Raw genomic sequence first — 21,961 nt, 5'->3', positions numbered from 1 at the left:
CTTCCCGAAGGTCCAGCTTATAATATAGCTGCACTATCAATGTTTGTAAATATATTGTCCTTTGTACTCACGCCATCCATAGCGGTAATCACAGTTTTGTTGGCTATACTCACAACAAAAGCTGTTCCTTTTAAATAAATAAGAGATTCCTTCGCGCCTTTTTGTGCCATCTTATATACCGTGTCACTCATTTTCTGCATATCTGCATCGTTTAATACTATATTCCGCTCTTTCATTCTGCTTAAAGCATGCTGTGAAAAGTCAATAGGCTGACTCGTTTGCTTTAGTACATCCGCAAAACTTTGGCTGTTATTTTTTGCAGCGGGCACGTGCTTTGACACATTATTTTGATTACCAACCGGCATAAGTGGCTGTAAATATATCTGCGAATTAGTTGTCATGCATATCTACTCCCTGCCGTATAAATTATGCTTACTCTAGTCCTGTTTTTCCTATCAGGGTAAGGTCACTTACATTGACTGTAGTTACTCCTGTACCTTCTTTTACAACTAAAGATGGTGTTCCGTCACTAATTGTAACGCCCTGTGCTACTCCTGTATGCTGCACTTTTTGTGTAGTTGTAGCACCACTGCTATCAGTAACAGATTTATCAGTTGTCCATGTCACATTCTGCCCAATCATTGAGCTAAGTTGTCCTACTAGAACAGAAGTATTTAAATTATCAACAACAGTGGACATTGTATTCATGGCTGTTGCCATCTTAGAAATCTGTTCTGTTGAAGTCAATTGAGAAAGCTGTGATACATATTCAGTCCCGTCAAGTGGATTTAGCGGATCTTGATTTTTCATCTGCGCGACCAAAAGCTGCATAAAAGTATTTTCATTAGCCAGTGTATCAATACCACTTGAAGACGAGCTTGCCGAAGTATTGGTTGTACCAGTTGTTGGTTCTACTGTAGTTATTGCCATTTTAAACACTCCTTATATTCTATAGTCAATTCCATTACTCGTGATTTTTTGGTTCTGTGTATCTGTCGATGCCGCTACTGTACTAAAATTATCCATCTGTCCTGCTGCCTCGATCAATTGGCCTATTCTGTAAGAGGATTTTTTCTGCTCTTTATCACTAAATTTTCCATTATTATTCTGTCCATTGGACAGTAAATCGCTCAAACCACTGTAGACGTTAATATTGTCAACCTTGATTCCCTGATCCTGCAAATCCTGCCGCAGCTGGACTATTGTTGATTGCAGTAAGTTACGAACTTGGGCATTATCACTGTGAAAGGAAGCATTTACCAGTCCATCTGCTGCCACAGAGATTTTCAAGGATAACTCACCCAAATGTTCCGGTTGCAAATTTATTGTCATTTGCGAGTTTTCGTTGGCTTTTATCAGTTGGGCATTTTTTATTATTTGCCCTGCTATATCATAGCTATCCTGCGCGTTATTCTGTTGCTGCGCCGGTTGGGGAGCTGATGGACTTATATTTTGTGCTGCATCCTTCATCGTACTTACAAAAGACGGAAAAGCAAACGTATCACCGGTTTGATTTGGAGCCTCCTTTTGTCCCGCCGCAAGAGTACCATCTTTCGCCGAAGAAATACTCTGCTGCATATTGCGGCCAGCCGAAAGGAAATCGCTGGAACCGTCCGTTCCTTGCTTTGCGGTTAAATCAATAACATTAAGTTGAACAACATTTTTATCTTTAGTTCCTGCCTGACCTGGCAAAAGCATGTCATTATTTTGTTTGCCATTTTTTGTCATTTCAGTATTCAGTGGTTTCACCAATGTCTCTGTCAATGCTGGCAACTGATTTTGGAGTGCGGTAACATTTTTAGTAGATGATACCATCCCTTGTTCCGGTAATATTGTACTTTTAGTCGCTACCGGTTCTGGTACAGCATTCTGTACTAAGCTGTTAGTAGCTTTAGTTTTTATGGTAAGGTTTGTACCTGTCTTTGCTGCCACAAGTTCTTCTAAGGAAACCAACGGTTGTGCCTGTAATATAGAAGTATTATCTTTTAAATTGGTAGTCGGTATATTCAGCTCTGGTTGCTTTGCCAATATTGCAGATTTTCCATTTGCTGCTAAAGTTCCCGTTAAAAGCTTACCTGTAGTATCAACAGCACTTGCTGCGGTAGTACCTTCCGTTTCACTTGGCAAACTTATTTTCGCTGTTAGTACATTATCTAATACCTTAGAATTTTGCTGTAAGCCCGCCAGTATCGGTAAAACATCCATATTAATAATATTATTTTTCGCACCGTTTACAGCAGTTGCATTTGCCGGCTTATCATCTTCAGTTTTTTCTGTGTCAGGCTTTACATTTGTTTTTTTTGTATTTCCTGCTGTTTTTTTTGCTGTATCATTGGCTGCATCTTTTTTATTAACGGCGGAATTTGTATTGTTAGCCGCATTTGTTGTATCAGCGCCTTCATTTGCATCATCCATAGCATCAATAAAATTTCCTGATTTATTTTTACTATTATTGTCTGTTTGGCTCTTTCTGTCATCTTTTTTAACAGAAACTGTCGGTGTTTTAATAGCCATTACCATATTGCTCATTTTTTCACCTCCTTTCAAAGTTTACTGTGCCTTATTTGCCGCCGCATTCTCTGCATTATCGAGCTGTGGCAGCGTAGGTGGCACTAAACCGTTATAGAGAATTTGTGTAATCTGCGCTGCACGTGACGCATCAAAAGCTTCCATCACTTTTGCCGAGCGCGCATCATCCATCTTCTGGAGTATCGAAGCTACTACATTATCATCGAGTGGGCTTAAAATATCAGCTGCCTTTTGCGGATCCATTTGGGCATATATGCGTGATAATTTGCCAACTCTTTTATTAACTTCAGCCTCCCTGGCTTTTTTTTGTTCCTCCAGTTGCTTTTTTGTCAATGTCACAGGTTTTGACTGAACTGCACCATTCTCTCCTGGTTTTGCCGCACTGGCATTATTGGCAGTGCCATCTTTCGAGCCCGCGCCAGTTTTTGCCGTTTCATCATCTTGCTGCGTAGTTTCATCAGAAGGTTTTACAAAATTTTCTCCAATGATCGGCCAATTATAAAGATGTAAAGATTTATTCATTTTATCAGTATCAAGAATACGCAAATATATTCCTAGGAAAAAGCCGCCGGCCAATAATATTACAATCAATATGATTAGCAATATTTTTTTCCATAAGGCCTTTTTCGGTTTTGTTTTTTCTTGCACAGTTTTTTTACTAATCTGCTGATTTTTTATTGTTTGCTTATCAATTGAACCCGCAGGAGATTTTGCCATCAAACTACCCACCTTGCTGAGGATAATATACTAAAATCTATTTCATATCCTAATTCATAGATATTAACTTTCCCTTGCACTTATCCAAGCAAGGGAATAAGGCCTTATTTTCATTGGTAAAGATCTAAAACATGACTTACATAATTTTGTGTTTCCGCATATGGTGGCACTCCCTGATATTTTTTTACCGCCTGGGGGCCTGCATTATATGCCGCAACAGCTTCACGCACATCACCGCCGAAATCGTTCAATAGCTCTTTCAGGTACTTTGCGCCGCCTTCAATGTTCTGCTGTGCATCGTACGGATCGGACACGCCCAACGCAGATGCCGTATCCGGCATCAACTGCATAACACCAATGGCACCAGCAGAAGACACTGCATCAGGTCTGTAATTTGATTCTGTTTCTGCGACTGCTGACAACAGCCTAGGATCTATTCCGTATTTTGCAGCCGTCTTTTGAATTATTTCTTCAATTTGCTGGGGAGGTAAATTATGCATACGTGCTGTAGTCCCAGCAGAGTTATTTGTAGGTGCCGTATTTTGAGCTGCATTAGCAGCTTGTTTACGATAAGCCGCACTTGCATTTATTTTTCCTGTGTTATTTATCTGCTTATTAAGGACTTGTGAAAATGTAACACTTTCTGGAGAAAATTGTTTTATATTAAACTGATCTTCAATTTCTTTAATACGCTTTTTTACATTGTTTATGTCTGCCAACAGGTCGCTTTGACTTGTAACTGCCGGTACAGGATTTATCTGCATAAATATGTTCCTCCCGTTCAAGCTCTACGCATATGCATTTGTAAACCTATTTCATCTATCTGTTTTTGTTCTTCTGCGAAAGCCTCATAGCGATATTCTTCAAACCTTTTTTGCCGAAGCTGCTCCAGACTTTCAACTTTTTTCTGTGCGTTAAGCAAATTTGCTAAACATTCTTCTCTTTTAGCTGCAGCATTGCGAATAGCAGTTTGTTGTAAATTGATCTGCCTTCTCTTCCATGCAAAAAAGTCACCATATATTTGCAACATCCCTGCGTTTACATTGCGTTCTGCCAACGTTTTTTCATACTCATGTAAATTCTCGACCATCTCTTTTTGCAAAGCAGCAAGCACTTCTTTTTGTTTAAACAGGTTCTGTACTGCTGCTGCCATAGCAATTTCAGCTTTTTCTCTTTCGAGAGTAGATATTTTTAAAAAAGTTTCAAGTTTAAAGATAAATTTTTTAATAAACTCTCCCTCTTTTCTCTATCCTTGCCAATATCATACCGGGAAATCATTTTCCCTCTATTGCCACCAAATTGTTTATTGTTTCCTCGAAACCTGTAACCTCAAAAACTTGCTGGCACAAAAACTTATTTATGGCATCGATTTTTTCTATTGCTGCATCTATATTAGGATCAGAACCATTTACATAAGCACCTATGCGTATGAGGTCAGCAGCTTCATTATATGTTGCTAAATGAGACCGTAAAAGCTGCCCTGCCTTGAAATGCTCTTTACTGACAACATCAATCATTACACGGCTCACACTGGCTAGGACATCAATAGCCGGGAAATGATTTTGTGCAGCTATTTTCCTGGAAAGCACTATATGACCGTCTAATATACTGCGCACAGCATCTGCAATTGGTTCATTCATATCATCACCATCTACCAATACTGTATAAATCCCTGTTATACTTCCTTTTTCGCTAGTTCCTGCCCTTTCCAGCAAACGTGGTAAAAGTGCAAATACAGAAGGGGTATATCCTCTTGTCGCCGGCGGTTCACCTATTGTCAAGCCTACCTCACGCTGTGCCATAGCAAAACGCGTAACAGAATCCATCATCAAAACAACTTTTTGTCCTTGATTGCGAAAATATTCAGCAATAGCAGTTGCGGTCATTGCTCCTTTTATTCGAACAAGTGCAGGTTGGTCTGATGTTGCCACAACAACGACTGATCTTTTTAAGCCTTCCTCACCAAGATCGCGTTCAATGAATTCACGCACTTCCCTGCCACGTTCACCAATTAGGGCAATAACATTTATATCAGCTTCTGTATTTCTTGCGATCATGCTTAAAAGAGTAGATTTGCCGACACCGCTGCCAGCCATAATACCTATGCGCTGTCCAGAGCCTATCGTCAGCAACCCATCTATAGCCCTTACACCAACATATAACGGTTCATGTATTCTTGGCCGTGATAGTGGTGAAGGTGGTGTCGCATGCAATGGATATTCTTCCATTTCCAGCGGCAATGCTGCTTTATCGTCTATAGGATTGCCAAGCCCATCCAAAATCCGCCCCAAAAGTTCTTTACCAACCTTGGCTTTAAGAGTTTTTTGCGCAGCTATGACTTCACAGCCAGGGCCAATTCCCTGCATTTCCCCTATAGGCATCAGCAGAATGTGTCCACCACGAAAACCAACGACCTCTGCTGGTACAGGTTTAATATGGGTGAATTTTGAACATACATAACAAAGTTCTCCCATGCTTACATTCGGTCCAACTGATTCAATTACAAGACCAATTACCTGAACCACTTTCCCAAGCATTTTCATCGGATCGCAATTATCTATAATCTCTTTAAACTTATTGATCATCAACCTCATATTTACCAACGACTTCCTTTAAGGATTTACGGATCTCATTTAATTGAGATAAAAGCTTTGCATCTATACTGCCATCTGGAGTTTCCACCCAGCAGTCTCCCGGCATTAAACTTTCATCCGGTTTTACGGCCAGTTTGGCATTTCCCTTAAGCATAGTCTGTAATTCTGATTTAGCTGCCAGCACCAAATCATATGCATCTGGGGGAACTCTTACTTCAATGGACGCCTGATCCTGGACTTTTTTTAAAGCTGCCTGTACAACAGGTAATATCAACTGCGGCATGTCGCTAACTTGTTGTGAAATAATCTTTTGTGAAACCAGCATTACTATATCTACTATGTCATTTTCAGCTTTTTTATAATAACTACTGATTTGCTTTTCTGCTTCATCAATTATATTTACAGCCTTTTCATTAGCAGCTTTGATCTTTTCCTTTTGCTCCAGCTTAGATTGCTCCAAACCTTCCTTATATCCTTGTTGATGGCCTCCCTCCTTGGCGGCTTGTGTTATTTCCTCGACTTTGCCATTTGCTGCTTCAATTTTTTTAGCAGCTTCTTCTTTAGCCTCGCCAAGGAGTTTTTCTTTACTTTCTTGTGCATCCTGCATTATTAAATCAGCTTTTTTGCGTAAATCATCTAATTCTGCTTGCTTATCATTTAATTCATTTTCCAGTTCTGCTATCTCGGCTTTAATAGCTTCTTTTTTTTGTTGTGCTTCATCAAGCTCACGTTGGAAATCGTCTTTTCTATTCTGCGAATCTTCTGTGCCCCTCGAAAAAAGCTCATTATTTTTATCAGAAGGCCATTCATCTTGAGCGGAATTGATAATAAACAACGACTCAGGTGCCTTTACAACATGCGGTTTGTCCTCAAAAACAGCGGATTTAATAACTTTATACAATCATCTCATCGCCTTTCCCGCGTGATACTACTATGTCACCCTTTTCTTCCAGTTTCCTGATTATGTTGACAACTTTTTGCTGTGATTCTTCAACATCACGGATACGTACAGGTCCCATATATTCGAGTTCTTCCTTTAATGAAGTAGCTGCACGTTTGGACATATTCTTGTATATCTTAGCTGCCACTTCATCAGAAGTTCCCTTCATAGCAAGAGACAGATCCTTGGATTCCACTTCACGTAACACAAGTTGAAGTGACCTGTCATCAAGCATAACAAGATCTTCAAAGACAAACATAAGGCGCTTGATTTCTTCCGTAAGTTCTGGATTTTCCACTTCCAAATTATCCAAAATCGAACGTTCTGTGCCACGGTCGACACGGTTGAGCATTTCAACAACAACTTGGATACCACCTGCATCCGTGAAATCTTGTGAAGACATTGTAGACAATTTCTTTTCCAAAACGCGTTCAACTTCGCGCAGGACATCAGGTGAGGTACGATCCATGACTGCGACCCTTTTAGCAACATCTGCCTGGCTCTCTGCCGGTAATGCGGCCAAAACACTTGCTGACTGTTCCGGATTAAGGTAAGCCAAAATCATTGCTATCGTTTGTGGATGTTCATTTTGAATAAAATTCAGTAACTGTGACGGATCCGTTTTTCGCAAAAAGTCAAACGGACGAACCTGCAAGCTGGCAGTAAGTCTGTTGATTATGGTAGCTGCTTTATCAGTGCCAAGTGCCTTTTCCAAAACTTTCTGTGCATAATCTAAGCCGCCGTGAGAAATATATGATTTTGCCATAATGAGTTGATAAAACTCACTGATTACAGTCTGCTTCTGTTCCTGGGTAACCTGTTGCTGACTGGCTATTTCCAAAGTCAGTTTCTCAATATCATCATCATCAAGGTGCTTAAATAATTTTGCTGAATATTCCGGTCCCATTGCTATCAGCAAAATAGCTGCTTTTTGCTGACCGGTCAATTCGCTTACACTGGATTCATACATCTATTTCACCTACTATCGTATTTACTCTTCGGCAAGCCATGTCTTTATCAATTCTGCAACCTGATCTGGTTCGTCATTTATCATCTTTTCCAGCGTCTGTTTTTCAGTCAAATGAGTTTGTTCTTCTTCTGATAATTCTTCACTTTCATCAGGTACACCAGCCTCTGTTTTTTGCATTGCCAAACGTTGTTCCTCCAGTTCAGCCTGACGCTGCATTTCTTCTTGTGCAGCTTCTTCTTCAAGACGTTTTTTACGTCTGTACAAATAATATGCTGTCGCTAAAAGTAAAAGTGGTAAAACTACTGCTGCTATTTCAAGATAAAGTACTCTGTTTGCCGCATCACGTGCATCCTGTTCTTCACGTGCCCTTCTATCAGAGAGTTCTGTGCTAAACGGTACTGGTTCCACAGAAACCGTATCTCCTCTATCAGGATCTATCCCTACAGCAGAAGCTACAGCCCGCGAAATGGAATCTTGTTGTTCTGCGGTAAGCCTGTCACTAACAAGTACTGCAATATTTAAACGTTTTAAAGCTCCTGGAGAAGCAATAGTTTTTTGGTTTTCTTCATTTATTTCATAATTTCTAGTTGCCTGTTGTTTAGAATACTGTGCGTTCGTATTATTTGCAGCAACATAGCCTGGTGTATTTGCGGTTATACCAGCAGGACCACCCGGTGTATTGGAAGTCCCATTATATGTTTCTTGTGTTTCTTGTGAACTACGCAAAATCCCCGCATCGTCGACTACAGGTGAAAAAGTTTGCCTATCCGTTTGTCGTTGGTCAAAATCAAGTTCCACGTTAAGCCGTACAAAAGCATTGCCTTCGCCTAAAGCATTGTCTAATAATGTTTGGACCTCCGCCTGCATCTGCTGCCGGACTTTTTGTGTCATCTTAATTTGTGTGAGCGTTGTGTTGCCAAGGGTATTTTTATTATCGTCCTGCTGATTGTCAGGATCGTTTAAAATTTTGCCTTCGCTGTCAATAATGGTGACGTCCTCTGCCTGCAACCCCTGCACGCTATGCGCTGTCAAATTGACTATACCTTTGATTTCCTTTTGGTTAAGTTCCTTATCTGGTTTTAATTTTAATAATATCGATGCTGTAGCTGGTTTTTCATTCTTTTTATAAAGACTGTCTTCCGGTAAAACTATATGTACTCTTGCACTTTCAACGGCGTCTATTTGTTCTATTGTCCTTGTTAGCTCGCCTTGTAGCGCTTGCAGATAATTAACTTTATTTTGAAAATCAGTTACCCCTAATTTACTATCATCAAAAATTTCAAATCCTTTTGTTCCCCTAGGCAGCCCCTGTACTGCCAAATCAAGACGTAATTTATGAACGTCCTTAGCAGGAACAAGGATTGTCGTCCCTGCTTTATCTTCCTGCACGGTATAATCAACCTTAGATTCTTTCAGTTTAGCGGCAACTTCCCCAGCATCCTTTGTTTCCATATTAGTAAACAGAGGCTGCATTTCCGGTTTACTGCCATACATATAACTGACGCCTATTATAGCAAAGATTAAGAGTGCTCCAATTCCGGCCAAGGCATATTTTTGTCTCTTATCCATCTTTTGCCAAAATTGCAGATACCGTTCCTTCCAATCTGCCATTATCTCAATCCCTTCACCTGCCGATTGTATTCCTTTATTCAAATGGTCAATGAGTCTGCTGCCCATTGTAAGAACATGCCCAGTCCCAGTAGACAGCTATGTATTGCTGATAGTGAATGAATAAGTTCAAATACTTCTTAAATACTTTAAAGACCCTATAATATTATATTTTCAAAATTTATCAAACTTGCATCCGCATTATTTCCTGATATGCTTCAACAGCTTTATTACGGATACTCATAGTCAGGTTTAAGGCTATCTGTGCTTTTTCAGAAGCAACAACGACTTTTGATATATCGTCTACTTTCCCTGCAGCTAATGCCATATCCATCTTTTCTGCATCTTTCTGCAGATTATTCGTTTCATTCAAGGAATCAGTCAAAAATTGGAAGAAAGTCTTTGTCGAATTACTTTCTTCCACAGGTTTGCTATTAATATTAGCAGCTTGCCCAATAAGCTTTACTGGTGCCATTTGCAATGTTTCGATATTCATCTTACCTTACCCCGTTATTTCCCAATATCCAATGTTTTCATCGCCATGCTTTTTGCCGAATTAATTGCTGTGACATTAGCTTCATACGCACGTGAAGCTGTTATCATATCTGTCATTTCTGCGACGATGTTCACATTGGGCATATTTACGTAACCTTGCTGGTTGGCATCTGGATTGCCTGGATCATATTTTAATTTAAAGGGACTGTCATCATCTTGGATTCTGACTACCCTTACTCCATCACCCGGTTTTTGCAGCTCATTGGAAAAAGTATTAAAAAAACTTGCTGACTGTTCCATATCCGTACGTGGTTCAAATACTACATACTTTCGCCGATATGCAGTTCCCTGAGCAGTTCTAGTAGTATTGACGTTAGCAATATTATTGCTAATAACATCCATCCGCAATCGTTCTGCTGTCATTCCTGACGCTGAAGTATCAATAGAGCCAAACATTGCCAAGCTACATTCCTCCTATTGTTATCCTTTTATTACGTTGTTTAACTTTGTGATATTTAGATTCATTTCTCTGACTAATGCGTTGTAATAAAGTGTATTTTTAGCCAAAGATGCCATTTCAATATCAGGATCAACATTATTTCCATCTGTCCGCATAGTCGTGCTGTTGTCGTTTCTAATCATAGGACCCGCAAAAGCATCTGTGCTGACACTATCTGGTAAATGTTTTGCATTGGTTTTAGCTAATTTCAAATCACCGTTATCTTCTTCTTCAGGATATAAGGCTTTAGCCAAAACACTCTCAAAGACTAATTCTTTTCTCTTAAAATTTGGGGTATTAACATTAGCAATATTATTGCTAATTACTTGCTGTCTCAAATTAGACGCTTGCATAGCCGCTTCTAATATACTCATAACAGGTGCATTCACAACATTGCCAAGCATGACACTACTCCTTTTAATACGTTACACTATTTAAATAAAGAAAAGGAATCTGAAAGATTTACATCCTCCTAAATCTTTTAAATTCCTCTACATGAAGTTTAGTTTCTAGTCAATATGCTGATAGTATATTTTCTATATATATGCTAAATTATCCTTTTATTTTTTTATATTAAATGTTATTTTTTTATTAACGGCAAGAAAATAATAAAAGAAATAAATAATATCCACTCAATAATCTTCTATTGGGGCCGCTAATTTACCCCAAAAATAAAATAAGCCTAAGGAACCAGGTGCAAACCCTCGTCCTTAGACTTAAAAAAATACATATTCATTTTATATGCGAATTATATGCGAAAATAAGCTATTATCTTTTCAATTTTTGAACTTCATCAAGTAAATGTTCGTTAAGAACTCTTATATAAGTTCCTTTCATTCCCAATGATTTTGATTCTATCAAACCGGCTGATTCAAACTTTCTCAGTGCGTTTACTATAACAGAACGAGTAATACCTACACGGTCTGCTATCTTAGAAGCAACGAGAAGGCCTTCTACGCCATTCAATTCACCCAGAATATTTACTGCGGCTTCCTGTTCGGAGAAGGATAAAGTGGATAACGCGATTTTTACTGTAGCTTGTTTACGCATATCTTCTTCCATCTTTTCTGTGTGGTCACGTAAAATTTCCATGCCAACTACAGTTGCACCATATTCAGCTAACAGCAAATCATCATCCGTAAATTCTTCATCAAATCTTGCAATAACCAATGTTCCTTTTCGTTCGCCAATCCCGTAGATAGGGACAATAGTAGTATTTTTGCCATTAAGGATACATGCTGTCTTATCAGTAAAAGCGCACATACCTGTTTTAGATTTTATATTTGCGGAAGTTTCATCCATTTTCAATAACCAATTTACATAATGTTTTGGAAATTGACCCTGGCTTACAACCTTATCAAGCATGATATCACATTCAAAATCATCTATAAATGCATAACCATATATTTTCCCAGTCGTAGAAACTATATAAACATTTGCATCAAGTACATTGCTCAGTACACATGAAATTCCATCATATTCTACATTATCTGATTTTTGTAACAGACGGTTAATCTTTCTCGTTTTTTCTAGTAGTGTCGTCATTATTAAATCCCTTTCCTTTGTAACTATATTACTTACTTATTGTATCATATATACATAAAAAAATACAGTTTTTTTGCAATTTTATAAATTAATATATTTTTCCATCCAATTGCAAATACTTCTTAAAAAAACATCTTTTTTAGAGGACAAAGAATGGAGCCCGCATCCTGCCGTACTGTAATATTACAGAAAAGTCACAGGTGTTACAAGCCCCATCCCTAGCTGCCTATCTCATAAAATAAATCTGCTTAAATCTCTATTGGCTATTATTTCTCCCAGTTTTGTTTCAATATACGACGGATCTATCAAAACTTCCTTTTCACCAAGTTCAGGTGCTTCAAAAGAAAGATCTTCCAAAAGTTTTTCCATTATTGTATGAAGACGCCGTGCCCCGATATTTTCTGTCTGCGCATTGACCTCACAGGCAATCTGTGCCAGTCGATCTATAGCGTCGTCAGTAAAGCTTATCGAAACACCTTCTGTCTGGAGTAATGCAGCATATTGCTTAAGTAATGCGTTTGCTGGTTCTGTTAAAATTCTCTTAAAATCATCATGTGTCAATGATGTTAACTCAACCCTTATCGGAAAACGCCCTTGTAGCTCTGGTATCAAATCAGAAGGCTTAGCCATATGGAAAGCACCAGCAGCTATAAATAAAACATGTTCTGTCTTCAACGGCCCATATTTGGTGACTACAGTAGAGCCTTCAACTATCGGCAGTATATCCCTTTGTACCCCTTCTCGCGAAACATCAGGACCAGAGGCACCGCCTTTAACAGCGATTTTATCAATTTCATCCAAAAAAATAATACCCGCATTTTCTGCGTTATGGACACCCTCTTTGGCAACTTCTTCCATATCTATTAATTTTTGGGCTTCTTCCTGCTCAAATATTTTTCTTGCAGTTTCAATAGTTACTTTCCGTTTTTTTCGTTTCTTAGGTAGAATATTGCCTAGCATGTCCTGAAGGTTACTGGTCATATCCTCCATTCCTGCTCCGGCAAGCATACCGATCATAGGCGTGCTGCTGTCTTCTGTATTAATTTCAATTATTTGCTTTTCCAACTCACCAGCAAGAAGACGCTTACGGCAAAATTCTCTTCCCGCTTCATACTTAGGCTTTTCTTGCTTAGGTTCATTTTTGTCAGCATCTGCTGAAAATATTGCCCCAATAGGATTTACTGATGTAGATTTCTGCTGTGGTACCAATACGTCTAAAATACGTTCTTCAGCCATTTTTTTAGCTTTATCAATAACAGTATCCATCTTTTCCTGCTTAACCATGCGGACAGATATTTCCGCCAAATCACGTACCATGGATTCAACATCTCTGCCTACATAACCAACTTCAGTAAACTTAGTGGCTTCTACCTTTATAAAAGGTGCTTTAACCAATTTTGCCAATCTACGCGCTATTTCGGTCTTGCCGACCCCAGTAGCACCTATCATTAAAATATTCTTGGGTATAATTTCATCTTTCATCTCTTCCGGCAGACGGCGAGCACGCCATCTGTTGCGCAGGGCAACAGCAACAGCACGCTTTGCCTTGTCTTGTCCGACTATATACTTATCGAGCTCATCTACTATCTGGCGAGGTGTCTGTTCGTTCAAAATAAATCCCCCTACTTTAATTCTTCAACTATTATATTGTGATTTGTATAAACGCATATGTCTGCTGCTATAGATAACGCTTCCTTTGCTATAGCTGCTGCCGACATTTCAGTATGCCTTGTCATCGCTTTTGCTGCCGCCAAAGCATAAAACCCGCCAGAGCCGATTGCAGCCACATCCCCATCCGGTTCTATAACTTCTCCATTACCAGATAAGAGAAGCATCGTATCTTGATCCGCTACTAAAAGCAATGCTTCCAGTTTCCGCAAAACTCTGTCAGTACGCCATTCTTTAGCCAATTCCACAGCAGCCCGTGTCAAACTGCCATTAAATTCTTCTAATTTCGTTTCAAATTTTTCAAATAAAGTAAATGCATCGGCCACAGAGCCGGCAAACCCAGCCAAAACTTTATCATGATAAATCCGGCGAACCTTACGGGCGTTTCCCTTCATTATGGTATTTTGTCCAAAAGTTACCTGTCCATCACCGGCAATGGCAGTAGCTCCATCTTTTTTTACTGCTACAATCGTTGTTGCTCTAAACATGTATTTCACTCCTAAAAGAAAAACCATAAATATAAATTATTATCTACGGCTAAGATACTATTATATCATTAATATAAAATCATTCAATATTTTGTGCGAATTTTTTTATTTTTTCTAATGCTCTTTCTGCCATTTTCTGTTTCTTTATTTTTTTGTCGCGAATTCTTTCAACAAGTGGTGGTAACAACCCGAAATTAACATTCATTGGTTGGAAATGTTTTGCCGGAGTAGTAGTTATATAACGGCACATAGCACCATGTGCTGTCTCTTCCGGAAAACATACAGCTTCTCCGTCAAGCGAAAGACATGACGCGTTTATTCCTGCCATGAGTCCCGACGCAGCCGATTCCACATAACCTTCAACACCGGTTATCTGGCCGGCAAATAAAATATTGTGATCTGCTTGCAGCTGCAATGTAGGGAGCAGTACCTTCGGTGAATTGATAAAAGTATTGCGATGCATTACACCGAATCTGGCAAACTCCGCATGTTCAAGACCGGGGATCAGGGAAAAGACTCTTTTTTGCTCCGGCCATTTCAGATGCGTTTGAAAACCGACCATATTATATAAACTATCCGCTGCATTATCCTGCCTTAGCTGTACAACGGCATACGGATGTTTATCGCTTCCCGGCATTGCCAAGCCGACAGGCTTAAGCGGTCCAAACAAAAGAGTATCTATGCCACGGGATGCCATGACTTCCACAGGCATACACCCTTCAAAGTATATTTCTTTTTCAAAATTTTTCGTTTGTGTTTTTTCAGCATTAACCAATTCATGCCAAAACGCTTCATATTCTTCCTTATTAAAAGGACAATTTATATAGTCAGCAGTGCCCTTCCCATAACGAGATGCCCTATACGCTTTATCCGTATTTATGGATTCCCTGGTTATAAGCGGAGCAGCCGCATCATAAAAGTAAAAATAATCAGAACCGGTTAATTTTTCAATCTGCTCTGCCAAGCTTCCTTCTGTAAGCGGCCCGGAAGCAATCACTACGATAGTATCCTGTTCTCTAGGAATTGTCTTTATTTCTTCATTAATAACTTGTACATTTTTATGATTTTTCAGTTTTTCTGTAATATAGCGTGAGAAACCATGACGATCTACAGCCAAGGCTCCTCCAGCCGGAACAGCGTTGTTATCTGCTGCTTCCATAATCAGGGAATGCAGATTGCGCATTTCCTCTTTTAAAATCCCCACTGCGTTTTCGATACCCGCTGCCCGCAATGAATTACTGCAAACAAGTTCGGCAAATTCATCTGTTTTATGCGCCGGTGAAGACTTTTGGGGACGCATTTCGTAAAGAGTAACCTTGACGTTTCTCTGTGCAAGCTGCCAGGCAGCTTCACTGCCCGCCAGTCCTGCCCCAATAACAATAACTTTCTTTTGTTGCATGGAAATCAATTCTCCCCGTTTATCATATCAGACTTTAACACTTTTCTTAGTATCTTTTGTTTTAGTCTTCATTTTTTTTAATTCATCATTAATGGGGTGATCCTTTCGTGTTTCACAATTTTCATTGCCACAATAAAAAAGCACTCTACCATTTTTATAACGATGCTGGAACATATTGGCTCCACATTTTTCACAAAGCTTATCAGCCACGGGCATATCCCAGCTGACAAAATCACATTTTGGATAATTGGCGCAGCCATAAAAAGTCCTGCCTCGTTTTGTTTTCCGTTCGACAATCTTACCCCCACACTTAGGACATTTTGCCCCTGTATCTTTTAAGATTGGTTTAGTATTACGGCATTCCGGGAATCCTGGACAGGCAAGGAACTTACTAAAACGGCCTTGCTTAACGACCATAAATCTACCGCATTTTTCACATCTTACATCCGAAACTTCTTCCGGAATCTCTACATGGCCTATTTCCGTTTCAGCTTTTTCCATTGTTTTTTCAAACGGCCCATAAAATTCCTGAAGCAGTTTATTTTTATCCATTGTTCCTTCGGCTACTTTATCTAATTTACCTTCAAGTTCAGCCGTAAACTTAGCATCAACAATATCCCTGAAATACTGTTCCAACATATCCAGCACAATAAAACCAAGTTCAGTCGGTTCAAATTTTTTATCGCGTCTTACAACATAACCGCGTGCCAAAATAGTTTCAATAATAGGCGCATAAGTACTAGGTCTACCTATACCTTTTTCTTCCAAGGTCTTTATTATTGAAGCATCATTATACCGGGCAGGTGGTTCAGTAAAATGCTGTTCAGGTAAAACTTTCTGCAAGTCAACTGCACTGCTCACAGATACATCAGGCAGTATGACATCCTTTTCTTTCTTTTTATCGGCATCATTATATACAGCTGTAAAACCTGAGAATTTCAATACAGATCCTACAGCTTTAGCCGTATAGCTGCCACCCTTTATGAGAATAGTCATCGTGTCATATACTGCCGGTGTCATCTGGCTTGCTAAAAAGCGCTGCCAAATAAGCCGGTATAATTTTAACTGTTCTTTTGATAAGAAATCTTCCACCGACGCAGGTGTGAGTGAAGAATCTGTTGGTCGTACAGCTTCATGTGCATCCTGGGCATCTTTTTTAGCGGCATAAATTGGCGGTTTCGCTGGAAGATATCTTTCACCAAAATTGTCATTTATATATACTCTGGCATCATTTTGCGCTAATTCAGAAATACGCGTCGAATCAGTACGCATATAGGTTATCAGCCCTACCGGCCCTTTTTTGCCAACATTTATACCTTCATACAGCTGCTGGGCAATCATCATTGTACGCCTTGACGTAAAACCAAGTTTTCTGGCAGCGTCTTGCTGCAACGAGCTTGTAGTAAACGGAGCTGGTGCCTTTCTGCGCCGTTCACTTTTCTTCACATCGGCGATAACGAAGGATTGCTTGCGCAGATCCTTTTTAATTTTTTCAGCTTCCTTATCAGAAGTTATGCTAACTTTTTTATCATCAATTAAAAAGAGATCGGCTAGAAGATCTGTTTTTTTATCATCAAGTTTAAATTTTAAACCTACCGTCCAATATTCTTCCGGTATAAAAGCCCGAATCTCTCTTTCCCGATCACATATAATTTTAACGGCTACAGACTGTACACGGCCTGCACTCAAACCTTTTTTCACCTTACGCCAGAGCAAAGGGCTGAGCTTATAGCCAACTATTCTATCCAGCATTCTTCTGGCCTGCTGGGCATCGACTAAATTAATATTTACGGCGCGCGGTTTCTTTACAGCTTCATTGATTGCCGGCTTTGTTATTTCGTTAAAAACAATACGGCATTTTTCTGTTTCATCAACGCCCAGTAAATATGCCAAATGCCAGGCAATAGCTTCTCCTTCACGGTCAGGGTCAGATGCCAGATAAATTTTATCAGCATTTTTTGCTTCTTTTTTCAAAGCTTTTATCAAATCGCCTTTACCACGTATATTTATATACTTAGGCGTAAAGTTATTCTCTGTATCAATACCAAACTGACTTTTTGGTAAATCGCGCAAATGTCCCATGGACGCCAATACTTCATATTTCCTATTGCCAAGATATTTTTCTATTGTTTTAGCTTTAGCAGGTGATTCCACTATTACCAAAGTTTTTTTTGTCGCGTTTTTCTTTTTTCTTGGTTTTGTTGTTTTCTTAGGTTCTTCTAATTTTTTACTCAATGAATTCTCCCCTTAGCAGAGCGTACGTACATTCCTGGTTGTATTTCTTCAACTATTTTCTTCAATTTCATCTGCAATAAAACAAAACTTATATTTGAAACATTTGTACGCAATTTGTATATTATCTCATCGACACTAAGAACCCGTTCATACGATAAGGTATCATAAACTTCTTTTTCTTCGGCCGACATAAGTAATTTTCCATTTTGTTCTTCAGCCGCGGCTGAACTTTCCCGGCTGCCATATTCTTCAGCGACATCACCTGCACACGTAACAAGCTTGGCGCCTTGTTGGATCAAGTGGTTGCAGCCTTCACTTTGTTCAGAATAAACACTGCCCGGAACGGCAAAAACATCCCGTCCTTCGCTCAAAGCCATCTCTGCCGTTATCAATGAACCGCTGCGTTTTGCCGCTTCTACAACAATAGTTCCCATAGACAAACCGCTTATTATTCTATTCCTGGCTGGGAAAAAAGCTGCCAGTGGCTGTGTTCCCGGTGCATATTCAGAAAGCACAGCACCTTTTTCTGCTATTTTGTCAAGCAGTCTTTTATTTTCCCGCGGATAAGATACATCAACACCACAGCCTAACACGGCAATAGTCGTTCCCTTGGTAAGCGCTCCACAATGGGCAAAAGTATCAATGCCATGTGCGGCACCACTTACTATCACAAAGCCCATTGCGGCCAGATCAGTTGCGAACTTTTCTGCTAAACTTTTTCCATAAACTGAAAATTTTCGCGAACCAACTATGGCTAGATGTTTTTTCTCTTTATGTATATGTCCCTTATAAAAAAGTATTGCAGGTGGATTATAAATATTTTTCAACAATTCAGGATAATCATCTTCAAAAACTGCCAATAGTTTTATCTGTTTTGCTTCCCAATCGGCACAAGCCTTATCCATATCCAAAAATTGGCGATGCCTAAACAGTTTTTTAGCTAATGCCTCTGACAGTATCCTGCTTTCCAGTATTTCAGCATTTGAAGCTTTCCAGGCATTGGCCGCACTGCCAAAATAATCGACTAAGCGTTTTAACGTAACACTGCCTATTCCCGATACCATTTGTAACGCTGCCCAAAAATATTTTTCCATTAATTATCCACCTGTAAAATAAAAATACGCAAAGCCATAGCATGGACATCGCGTTTCCTTTTAATTGAAGTAACGGTGCAGACCAGTTATCTTATAAACTTCTTATGATTATAATTAAGTTTTTTCTGTCCGTCAACAATAAATTGCCTGAAAACCCACAATTTCATCTTTTATAATAGAAAAAAACCAGTGAAAAAATTTCTTCAATAAAAAGATTTTTTCTCTGGTTTTTTCTATTTATATGTTCTTTTATTGAGTAAGCTTTTCCTTTAAAAGTTTATTTACCATTCCCGGATTAGCCTTTCCCTTACTTGCTTTCATTACTTGTCCAACCAAAAATCCTATTGATTTAGCATTACCATTTTTGTAATCGGCAACAGGTTTTGGATTACTGCTGATAACCTCGTTAACTATTTTTTCGATAGCACCAGTATCAGTTATTTGCACCAGACCTTTTTCTTTGACTATTATTTCTGGATCAGTGCTGGTTTTCCACATTTCCCCGAAAACTTTTTTGGCAATTTTAGAAGATATTGTCCCATTTTCTATTAGCTTTATCATTTTTGCCAAATCTGCCGCAGCTACAGGTGAATCTTCAATAGTCTTATCTTCCGCATTGAGCTGCTTTGATAAATCACCCATAATCCAATTAGCCGCCAGTTTCGGATCGGCTCCTTTGTTTACCACTTCATCAAAATACTCTGCCATTGCCCGTGAATTAGTTATCATTCCAGCATCATAGGAAGAAAGTCCGCATTCTTTTATCAATCTATTTTTACGGGCATCCGGTAATTCAGGTAATGTCTTTTTAATAGCTTCAATCTGTTCATCAGTGGTGACGATAGGCACAAGGTCTGGTTCCGGCATGTAACGATAATCCTGCGCTTGTTCTTTCGTCCGCATAGAGATAGTAATTCCCTTGCCGTCATCCCAGGTTCTTGTTTCCTGCACAATATGGCCGCCATCTTCCAAAACTTCTTCTTGGCGGTCGATTTCATATGTTAATGCATTTTCAACCATTTTAAAAGAATTAAGGTTTTTCATTTCGGCTTTAGTGCCAAGTTTTTCAGTTCCTTTTGCACGTAAGGATACATTGACATCAGCCCGCAGGTTGCCTTCTTCCATTTTACAGTTAGAAACGTCTATATATTCCAGAATAGCTTTCACTTTTTCCATATAGGCACGTGCTTCTTCTGGTGTACGCATATCCGGTTCTGAAACTATTTCAATCAAAGGCACACCTGTACGGTTGTAATCGACGTTAGAACTTGAAGAATCTTTTATTGTGTTGCCCGAATGGACTAGTTTCCCTGCATCTTCTTCCATGTGGACACGTGTTATGCGAATACGCTTTGGCTTACCATCAACTTCAATATCGACATAGCCATGTTCTGCTATAGGCAGGTCAAACTGCGAAGTTTGAAAATTCTTCGGCAAATCTGGATAATAATAATTTTTCCTGTCAAATTTACTGAATTTATTAATGGTGCAATTTAAGGCGATACCAGCTTTAATGGCAAATTCTACAACTTTTTTATTGATAACTGGCAGTACTCCCGGAAGGCCCAGACAGACCGGGCAAACATGCGTATTTTGAGGAGCGCCAAAAGTTGTTTTGCAGCCACAGAAAATTTTTGTTTTTGTTTTCAATTCACTGTGTATTTCCAAACCAATTACTGCTTCGTATTCCATTATTCAGACACCTCCGCAATATTTTTATGAAAATCCTTACTTTGCTCATAAGTATATGCGGCCTTTATTATTCCCGTTTCATCAAGCGGCTTGCCTATGATCTGCATACCTATAGGCATACCGGTACTACTTACACCGCATGGCAGCGAAATTCCCGGCAGTCCCGCCAGATTTAACGGTACTGTACAAGCATCCTGCAAATACATCTGCAATGGATCATTTATAATGGAACCCAATTTAAAAGCAGTCGTTGGTGCTATTGGTGTAAGAATAACATCTACTTTTTGAAATGCCTTATCGTAATCTTCTTTCACCAGTGTACGCATTTTCAACGCTTTTAAATAATATGCATCATAATATCCTGCACTGAGGGCATAATTACCTATCATTATACGTCTTTTTACTTCATTACCAAACTTTGCCGTACGTGTATTGGTCATCATTTCAACTATATCTTCCCCATCTACGCGTGCGCCATAACTAACTCCGTCATACCTTGAAAGATTAGTCGTCGCTTCAGCCGGTGCAATAAGGTAATACGCCGCTATGGCATATTTAGTATGCGGCAGGGATATGTCTACTATTTCTGCTCCCATCGCTTTAAAATCAGCGATAGCTTTATGAACACTATCGGCTACTTCTTTATCCATACCATCGACGAAATATTCGGCAGGAAGTCCTATTTTAAGCCCTTTGACATCTTCCACCAACGATTTTGTATAATCGGGAACATCTGCCTTAATAGAAGTAGAATCCCGTTCATCATAACCAGCTATTGCGTTTAAAACATTTGCACAATCAGTGACATTTCTTGTCAATGGTCCTATCTGGTCTAATGAAGATGCGAAAGCAACTAATCCATACCGTGATACTCTGCCATAAGTAGGTTTCATGCCGACAATACCACAAAAGGATGCCGGTTGACGGATTGAACCGCCAGTATCAGAGCCAAGCGCCCATGCTGCCAGTCCTCCAGCTACCGCAGCTGCAGAACCACCGCTTGAGCCACCAGGCACACAGGATAGATTACGTGGATTATGTGTAGGGAAAAATGCCGAGTTTTCTGTAGAACCGCCCATGGCAAATTCATCCATATTTGTCTTTCCCAATATAACCGGATTTTCTTTGCCAATCTTTTCCATTACTGTTGCATTATAAGGGGGAACAAAATTTTCTAACATTTTTGATGCACATGTTGTTTTTGTCCCTTCGGTGCAGATATTATCTTTAATTGCACCAGGCAGGCCAGTTAAAAAAGATATCTTTTCCCCCGCAGCTATTTGGGCGTCCGCCTTTTTGGCCGCTGCCATAGCTAAATCTGCTGTTTTTGTTATATATGCATGCAGTTTACCATCTAAGTTGTCAATACGCCGTAAAAACGCTTCTGCCAGTTCAACTGCTGTTACTTCTTTTTTGGCAAGCATGTTGTGTAATTCATATGCCGACTTTTTATGTAAATCCACTTAAATCCTCCTCGTATAACTTCTT

At 39.4% G+C, this 21,961-nt stretch carries 21 protein-coding genes; all 21 read right to left on the bottom strand.

Features of this window, described 5'->3' with window-relative positions:
* Window positions 1–17: 17 nt before the first annotated feature.
* The gene (locus EDC37_RS02740; RefSeq protein WP_132547676.1) at window positions 18–401 is read right to left on the bottom strand and encodes a TIGR02530 family flagellar biosynthesis protein; all 384 of its coding nucleotides are present in this window, start codon (window positions 399–401) and stop codon (window positions 18–20) included.
* Between the two features lie 31 nt (window positions 402–432).
* Window positions 433–930 carry a flagellar hook assembly protein FlgD gene (locus EDC37_RS02735; RefSeq protein ID WP_132547674.1) on the bottom strand — a complete coding sequence of 166 codons (498 nt, stop codon included), beginning with the start codon at window positions 928–930 and terminating at the stop codon, window positions 433–435.
* Between the two features lie 12 nt (window positions 931–942).
* Window positions 943–2,529, bottom strand: coding sequence for a flagellar hook-length control protein FliK (locus EDC37_RS02730; RefSeq protein ID WP_132547672.1), 1,587 nt, complete (start codon window positions 2,527–2,529; stop codon window positions 943–945).
* Window positions 2,530–2,550: 21 nt separating this feature from the next.
* Complete coding sequence (locus tag EDC37_RS02725; protein WP_132547670.1) at window positions 2,551–3,246, bottom strand: MotE family protein; 696 nt, start codon at window positions 3,244–3,246, stop codon at window positions 2,551–2,553.
* Window positions 3,247–3,356: 110 nt separating this feature from the next.
* Complete coding sequence (locus EDC37_RS02720) at window positions 3,357–4,010, bottom strand: lytic transglycosylase domain-containing protein (RefSeq protein ID WP_132547668.1); 654 nt, start codon at window positions 4,008–4,010, stop codon at window positions 3,357–3,359.
* A gap of 17 nt (window positions 4,011–4,027) precedes the next feature.
* The gene (fliJ, locus tag EDC37_RS02715) at window positions 4,028–4,462 is read right to left on the bottom strand and encodes a flagellar export protein FliJ (RefSeq protein ID WP_279388534.1); all 435 of its coding nucleotides are present in this window, start codon (window positions 4,460–4,462) and stop codon (window positions 4,028–4,030) included.
* A gap of 58 nt (window positions 4,463–4,520) precedes the next feature.
* Window positions 4,521–5,831: a flagellar protein export ATPase FliI gene (gene fliI, locus EDC37_RS02710; RefSeq protein WP_414153131.1), complete on the bottom strand. Its 1,311-nt coding sequence runs from the start codon at window positions 5,829–5,831 to the stop codon at window positions 4,521–4,523.
* Window positions 5,821–6,741, bottom strand: a complete 921-nt coding sequence (locus EDC37_RS02705; RefSeq protein WP_132547661.1) for a FliH/SctL family protein — start codon at window positions 6,739–6,741, stop codon at window positions 5,821–5,823. Before EDC37_RS02705 ends, fliI begins: the two co-directional genes overlap by 11 nt.
* Window positions 6,734–7,750 carry a flagellar motor switch protein FliG gene (gene fliG, locus EDC37_RS02700; protein ID WP_132547659.1) on the bottom strand — a complete coding sequence of 339 codons (1,017 nt, stop codon included), beginning with the start codon at window positions 7,748–7,750 and terminating at the stop codon, window positions 6,734–6,736. The genes EDC37_RS02705 and fliG overlap by 8 nt, the downstream gene beginning before the upstream one ends.
* 21 nt (window positions 7,751–7,771) lie before the next feature.
* Complete coding sequence (fliF, locus tag EDC37_RS02695; protein ID WP_132547832.1) at window positions 7,772–9,361, bottom strand: flagellar basal-body MS-ring/collar protein FliF; 1,590 nt, start codon at window positions 9,359–9,361, stop codon at window positions 7,772–7,774.
* A gap of 181 nt (window positions 9,362–9,542) precedes the next feature.
* Complete coding sequence (gene fliE / locus EDC37_RS02690) at window positions 9,543–9,854, bottom strand: flagellar hook-basal body complex protein FliE (protein ID WP_132547657.1); 312 nt, start codon at window positions 9,852–9,854, stop codon at window positions 9,543–9,545.
* Window positions 9,855–9,868: 14 nt separating this feature from the next.
* Window positions 9,869–10,315, bottom strand: coding sequence for a flagellar basal body rod protein FlgC (gene flgC / locus EDC37_RS02685; RefSeq protein ID WP_132547655.1), 447 nt, complete (start codon window positions 10,313–10,315; stop codon window positions 9,869–9,871).
* Between the two features lie 18 nt (window positions 10,316–10,333).
* Entirely contained in the window at window positions 10,334–10,756 is a 423-nt protein-coding gene (gene flgB / locus EDC37_RS02680) for a flagellar basal body rod protein FlgB (RefSeq protein ID WP_132547653.1), read from the bottom strand.
* A 364-nt stretch (window positions 10,757–11,120) separates the two neighbouring features.
* Window positions 11,121–11,897, bottom strand: coding sequence for a GTP-sensing pleiotropic transcriptional regulator CodY (codY, locus tag EDC37_RS02675; RefSeq protein ID WP_132547651.1), 777 nt, complete (start codon window positions 11,895–11,897; stop codon window positions 11,121–11,123).
* 231 nt (window positions 11,898–12,128) lie between these two features.
* A complete protein-coding gene (hslU, locus tag EDC37_RS02670) occupies window positions 12,129–13,508 on the bottom strand; it encodes an ATP-dependent protease ATPase subunit HslU (RefSeq protein WP_132547649.1) in 1,380 nt (459 codons plus the stop codon).
* 11 nt (window positions 13,509–13,519) lie between these two features.
* On the bottom strand, window positions 13,520–14,053 hold the full coding sequence (gene hslV / locus EDC37_RS02665; protein ID WP_132547647.1) for an ATP-dependent protease subunit HslV: 534 nt from the start codon (window positions 14,051–14,053) through the stop codon (window positions 13,520–13,522).
* Window positions 14,054–14,132: 79 nt separating this feature from the next.
* On the bottom strand, window positions 14,133–15,452 hold the full coding sequence (gene trmFO / locus EDC37_RS02660; protein ID WP_132547645.1) for a methylenetetrahydrofolate--tRNA-(uracil(54)-C(5))-methyltransferase (FADH(2)-oxidizing) TrmFO: 1,320 nt from the start codon (window positions 15,450–15,452) through the stop codon (window positions 14,133–14,135).
* Window positions 15,453–15,479: 27 nt separating this feature from the next.
* On the bottom strand, window positions 15,480–17,687 hold the full coding sequence (gene topA / locus EDC37_RS02655; RefSeq protein ID WP_132547643.1) for a type I DNA topoisomerase: 2,208 nt from the start codon (window positions 17,685–17,687) through the stop codon (window positions 15,480–15,482).
* Window positions 17,684–18,781: a DNA-processing protein DprA gene (dprA, locus tag EDC37_RS02650; RefSeq protein WP_132547641.1), complete on the bottom strand. Its 1,098-nt coding sequence runs from the start codon at window positions 18,779–18,781 to the stop codon at window positions 17,684–17,686. Before dprA ends, topA begins: the two co-directional genes overlap by 4 nt.
* Before the next feature lie 249 nt (window positions 18,782–19,030).
* Window positions 19,031–20,473, bottom strand: a complete 1,443-nt coding sequence (gene gatB / locus EDC37_RS02645; RefSeq protein WP_132547639.1) for an Asp-tRNA(Asn)/Glu-tRNA(Gln) amidotransferase subunit GatB — start codon at window positions 20,471–20,473, stop codon at window positions 19,031–19,033.
* Entirely contained in the window at window positions 20,473–21,936 is a 1,464-nt protein-coding gene (gene gatA, locus EDC37_RS02640) for an Asp-tRNA(Asn)/Glu-tRNA(Gln) amidotransferase subunit GatA (RefSeq protein WP_132547637.1), read from the bottom strand. Before gatA ends, gatB begins: the two co-directional genes overlap by 1 nt.
* Window positions 21,937–21,961 lie beyond the last annotated feature (25 nt).

Origin of the sequence: Pectinatus cerevisiiphilus (assembly GCF_004341685.1) — a bacterium.
GTDB lineage: Bacteria > Bacillota > Negativicutes > Selenomonadales > Selenomonadaceae > Pectinatus > Pectinatus cerevisiiphilus.
This window is presented reverse-complemented; position numbering and strand designations above follow the sequence as displayed.

What these genes read in the sequence shown, in the direction of transcription:
- EDC37_RS02740 (WP_132547676.1), bottom strand. Translation starts at nt 401, where the DNA reads ATGACAACTAATTCGCAGATATATTTACAGCCACTTATGCCGGTTGGT.
- EDC37_RS02735 (WP_132547674.1), bottom strand. Translation starts at nt 930, where the DNA reads ATGGCAATAACTACAGTAGAACCAACAACTGGTACAACCAATACTTCG.
- EDC37_RS02730 (WP_132547672.1), bottom strand. Translation starts at nt 2,529, where the DNA reads ATGAGCAATATGGTAATGGCTATTAAAACACCGACAGTTTCTGTTAAA.
- EDC37_RS02725 (WP_132547670.1), bottom strand. Translation starts at nt 3,246, where the DNA reads ATGGCAAAATCTCCTGCGGGTTCAATTGATAAGCAAACAATAAAAAAT.
- EDC37_RS02720 (WP_132547668.1), bottom strand. Translation starts at nt 4,010, where the DNA reads ATGCAGATAAATCCTGTACCGGCAGTTACAAGTCAAAGCGACCTGTTG.
- fliI (WP_414153131.1), bottom strand. Translation starts at nt 5,831, where the DNA reads ATGATCAATAAGTTTAAAGAGATTATAGATAATTGCGATCCGATGAAA.
- fliG (WP_132547659.1), bottom strand. Translation starts at nt 7,750, where the DNA reads ATGTATGAATCCAGTGTAAGCGAATTGACCGGTCAGCAAAAAGCAGCT.
- fliF (WP_132547832.1), bottom strand. Translation starts at nt 9,361, where the DNA reads ATGGCAGATTGGAAGGAACGGTATCTGCAATTTTGGCAAAAGATGGAT.
- fliE (WP_132547657.1), bottom strand. Translation starts at nt 9,854, where the DNA reads ATGAATATCGAAACATTGCAAATGGCACCAGTAAAGCTTATTGGGCAA.
- flgB (WP_132547653.1), bottom strand. Translation starts at nt 10,756, where the DNA reads ATGCTTGGCAATGTTGTGAATGCACCTGTTATGAGTATATTAGAAGCG.
- codY (WP_132547651.1), bottom strand. Translation starts at nt 11,897, where the DNA reads ATGACGACACTACTAGAAAAAACGAGAAAGATTAACCGTCTGTTACAA.
- hslV (WP_132547647.1), bottom strand. Translation starts at nt 14,053, where the DNA reads ATGTTTAGAGCAACAACGATTGTAGCAGTAAAAAAAGATGGAGCTACT.
- trmFO (WP_132547645.1), bottom strand. Translation starts at nt 15,452, where the DNA reads ATGCAACAAAAGAAAGTTATTGTTATTGGGGCAGGACTGGCGGGCAGT.
- dprA (WP_132547641.1), bottom strand. Translation starts at nt 18,781, where the DNA reads ATGGAAAAATATTTTTGGGCAGCGTTACAAATGGTATCGGGAATAGGC.
- gatB (WP_132547639.1), bottom strand. Translation starts at nt 20,473, where the DNA reads ATGGAATACGAAGCAGTAATTGGTTTGGAAATACACAGTGAATTGAAA.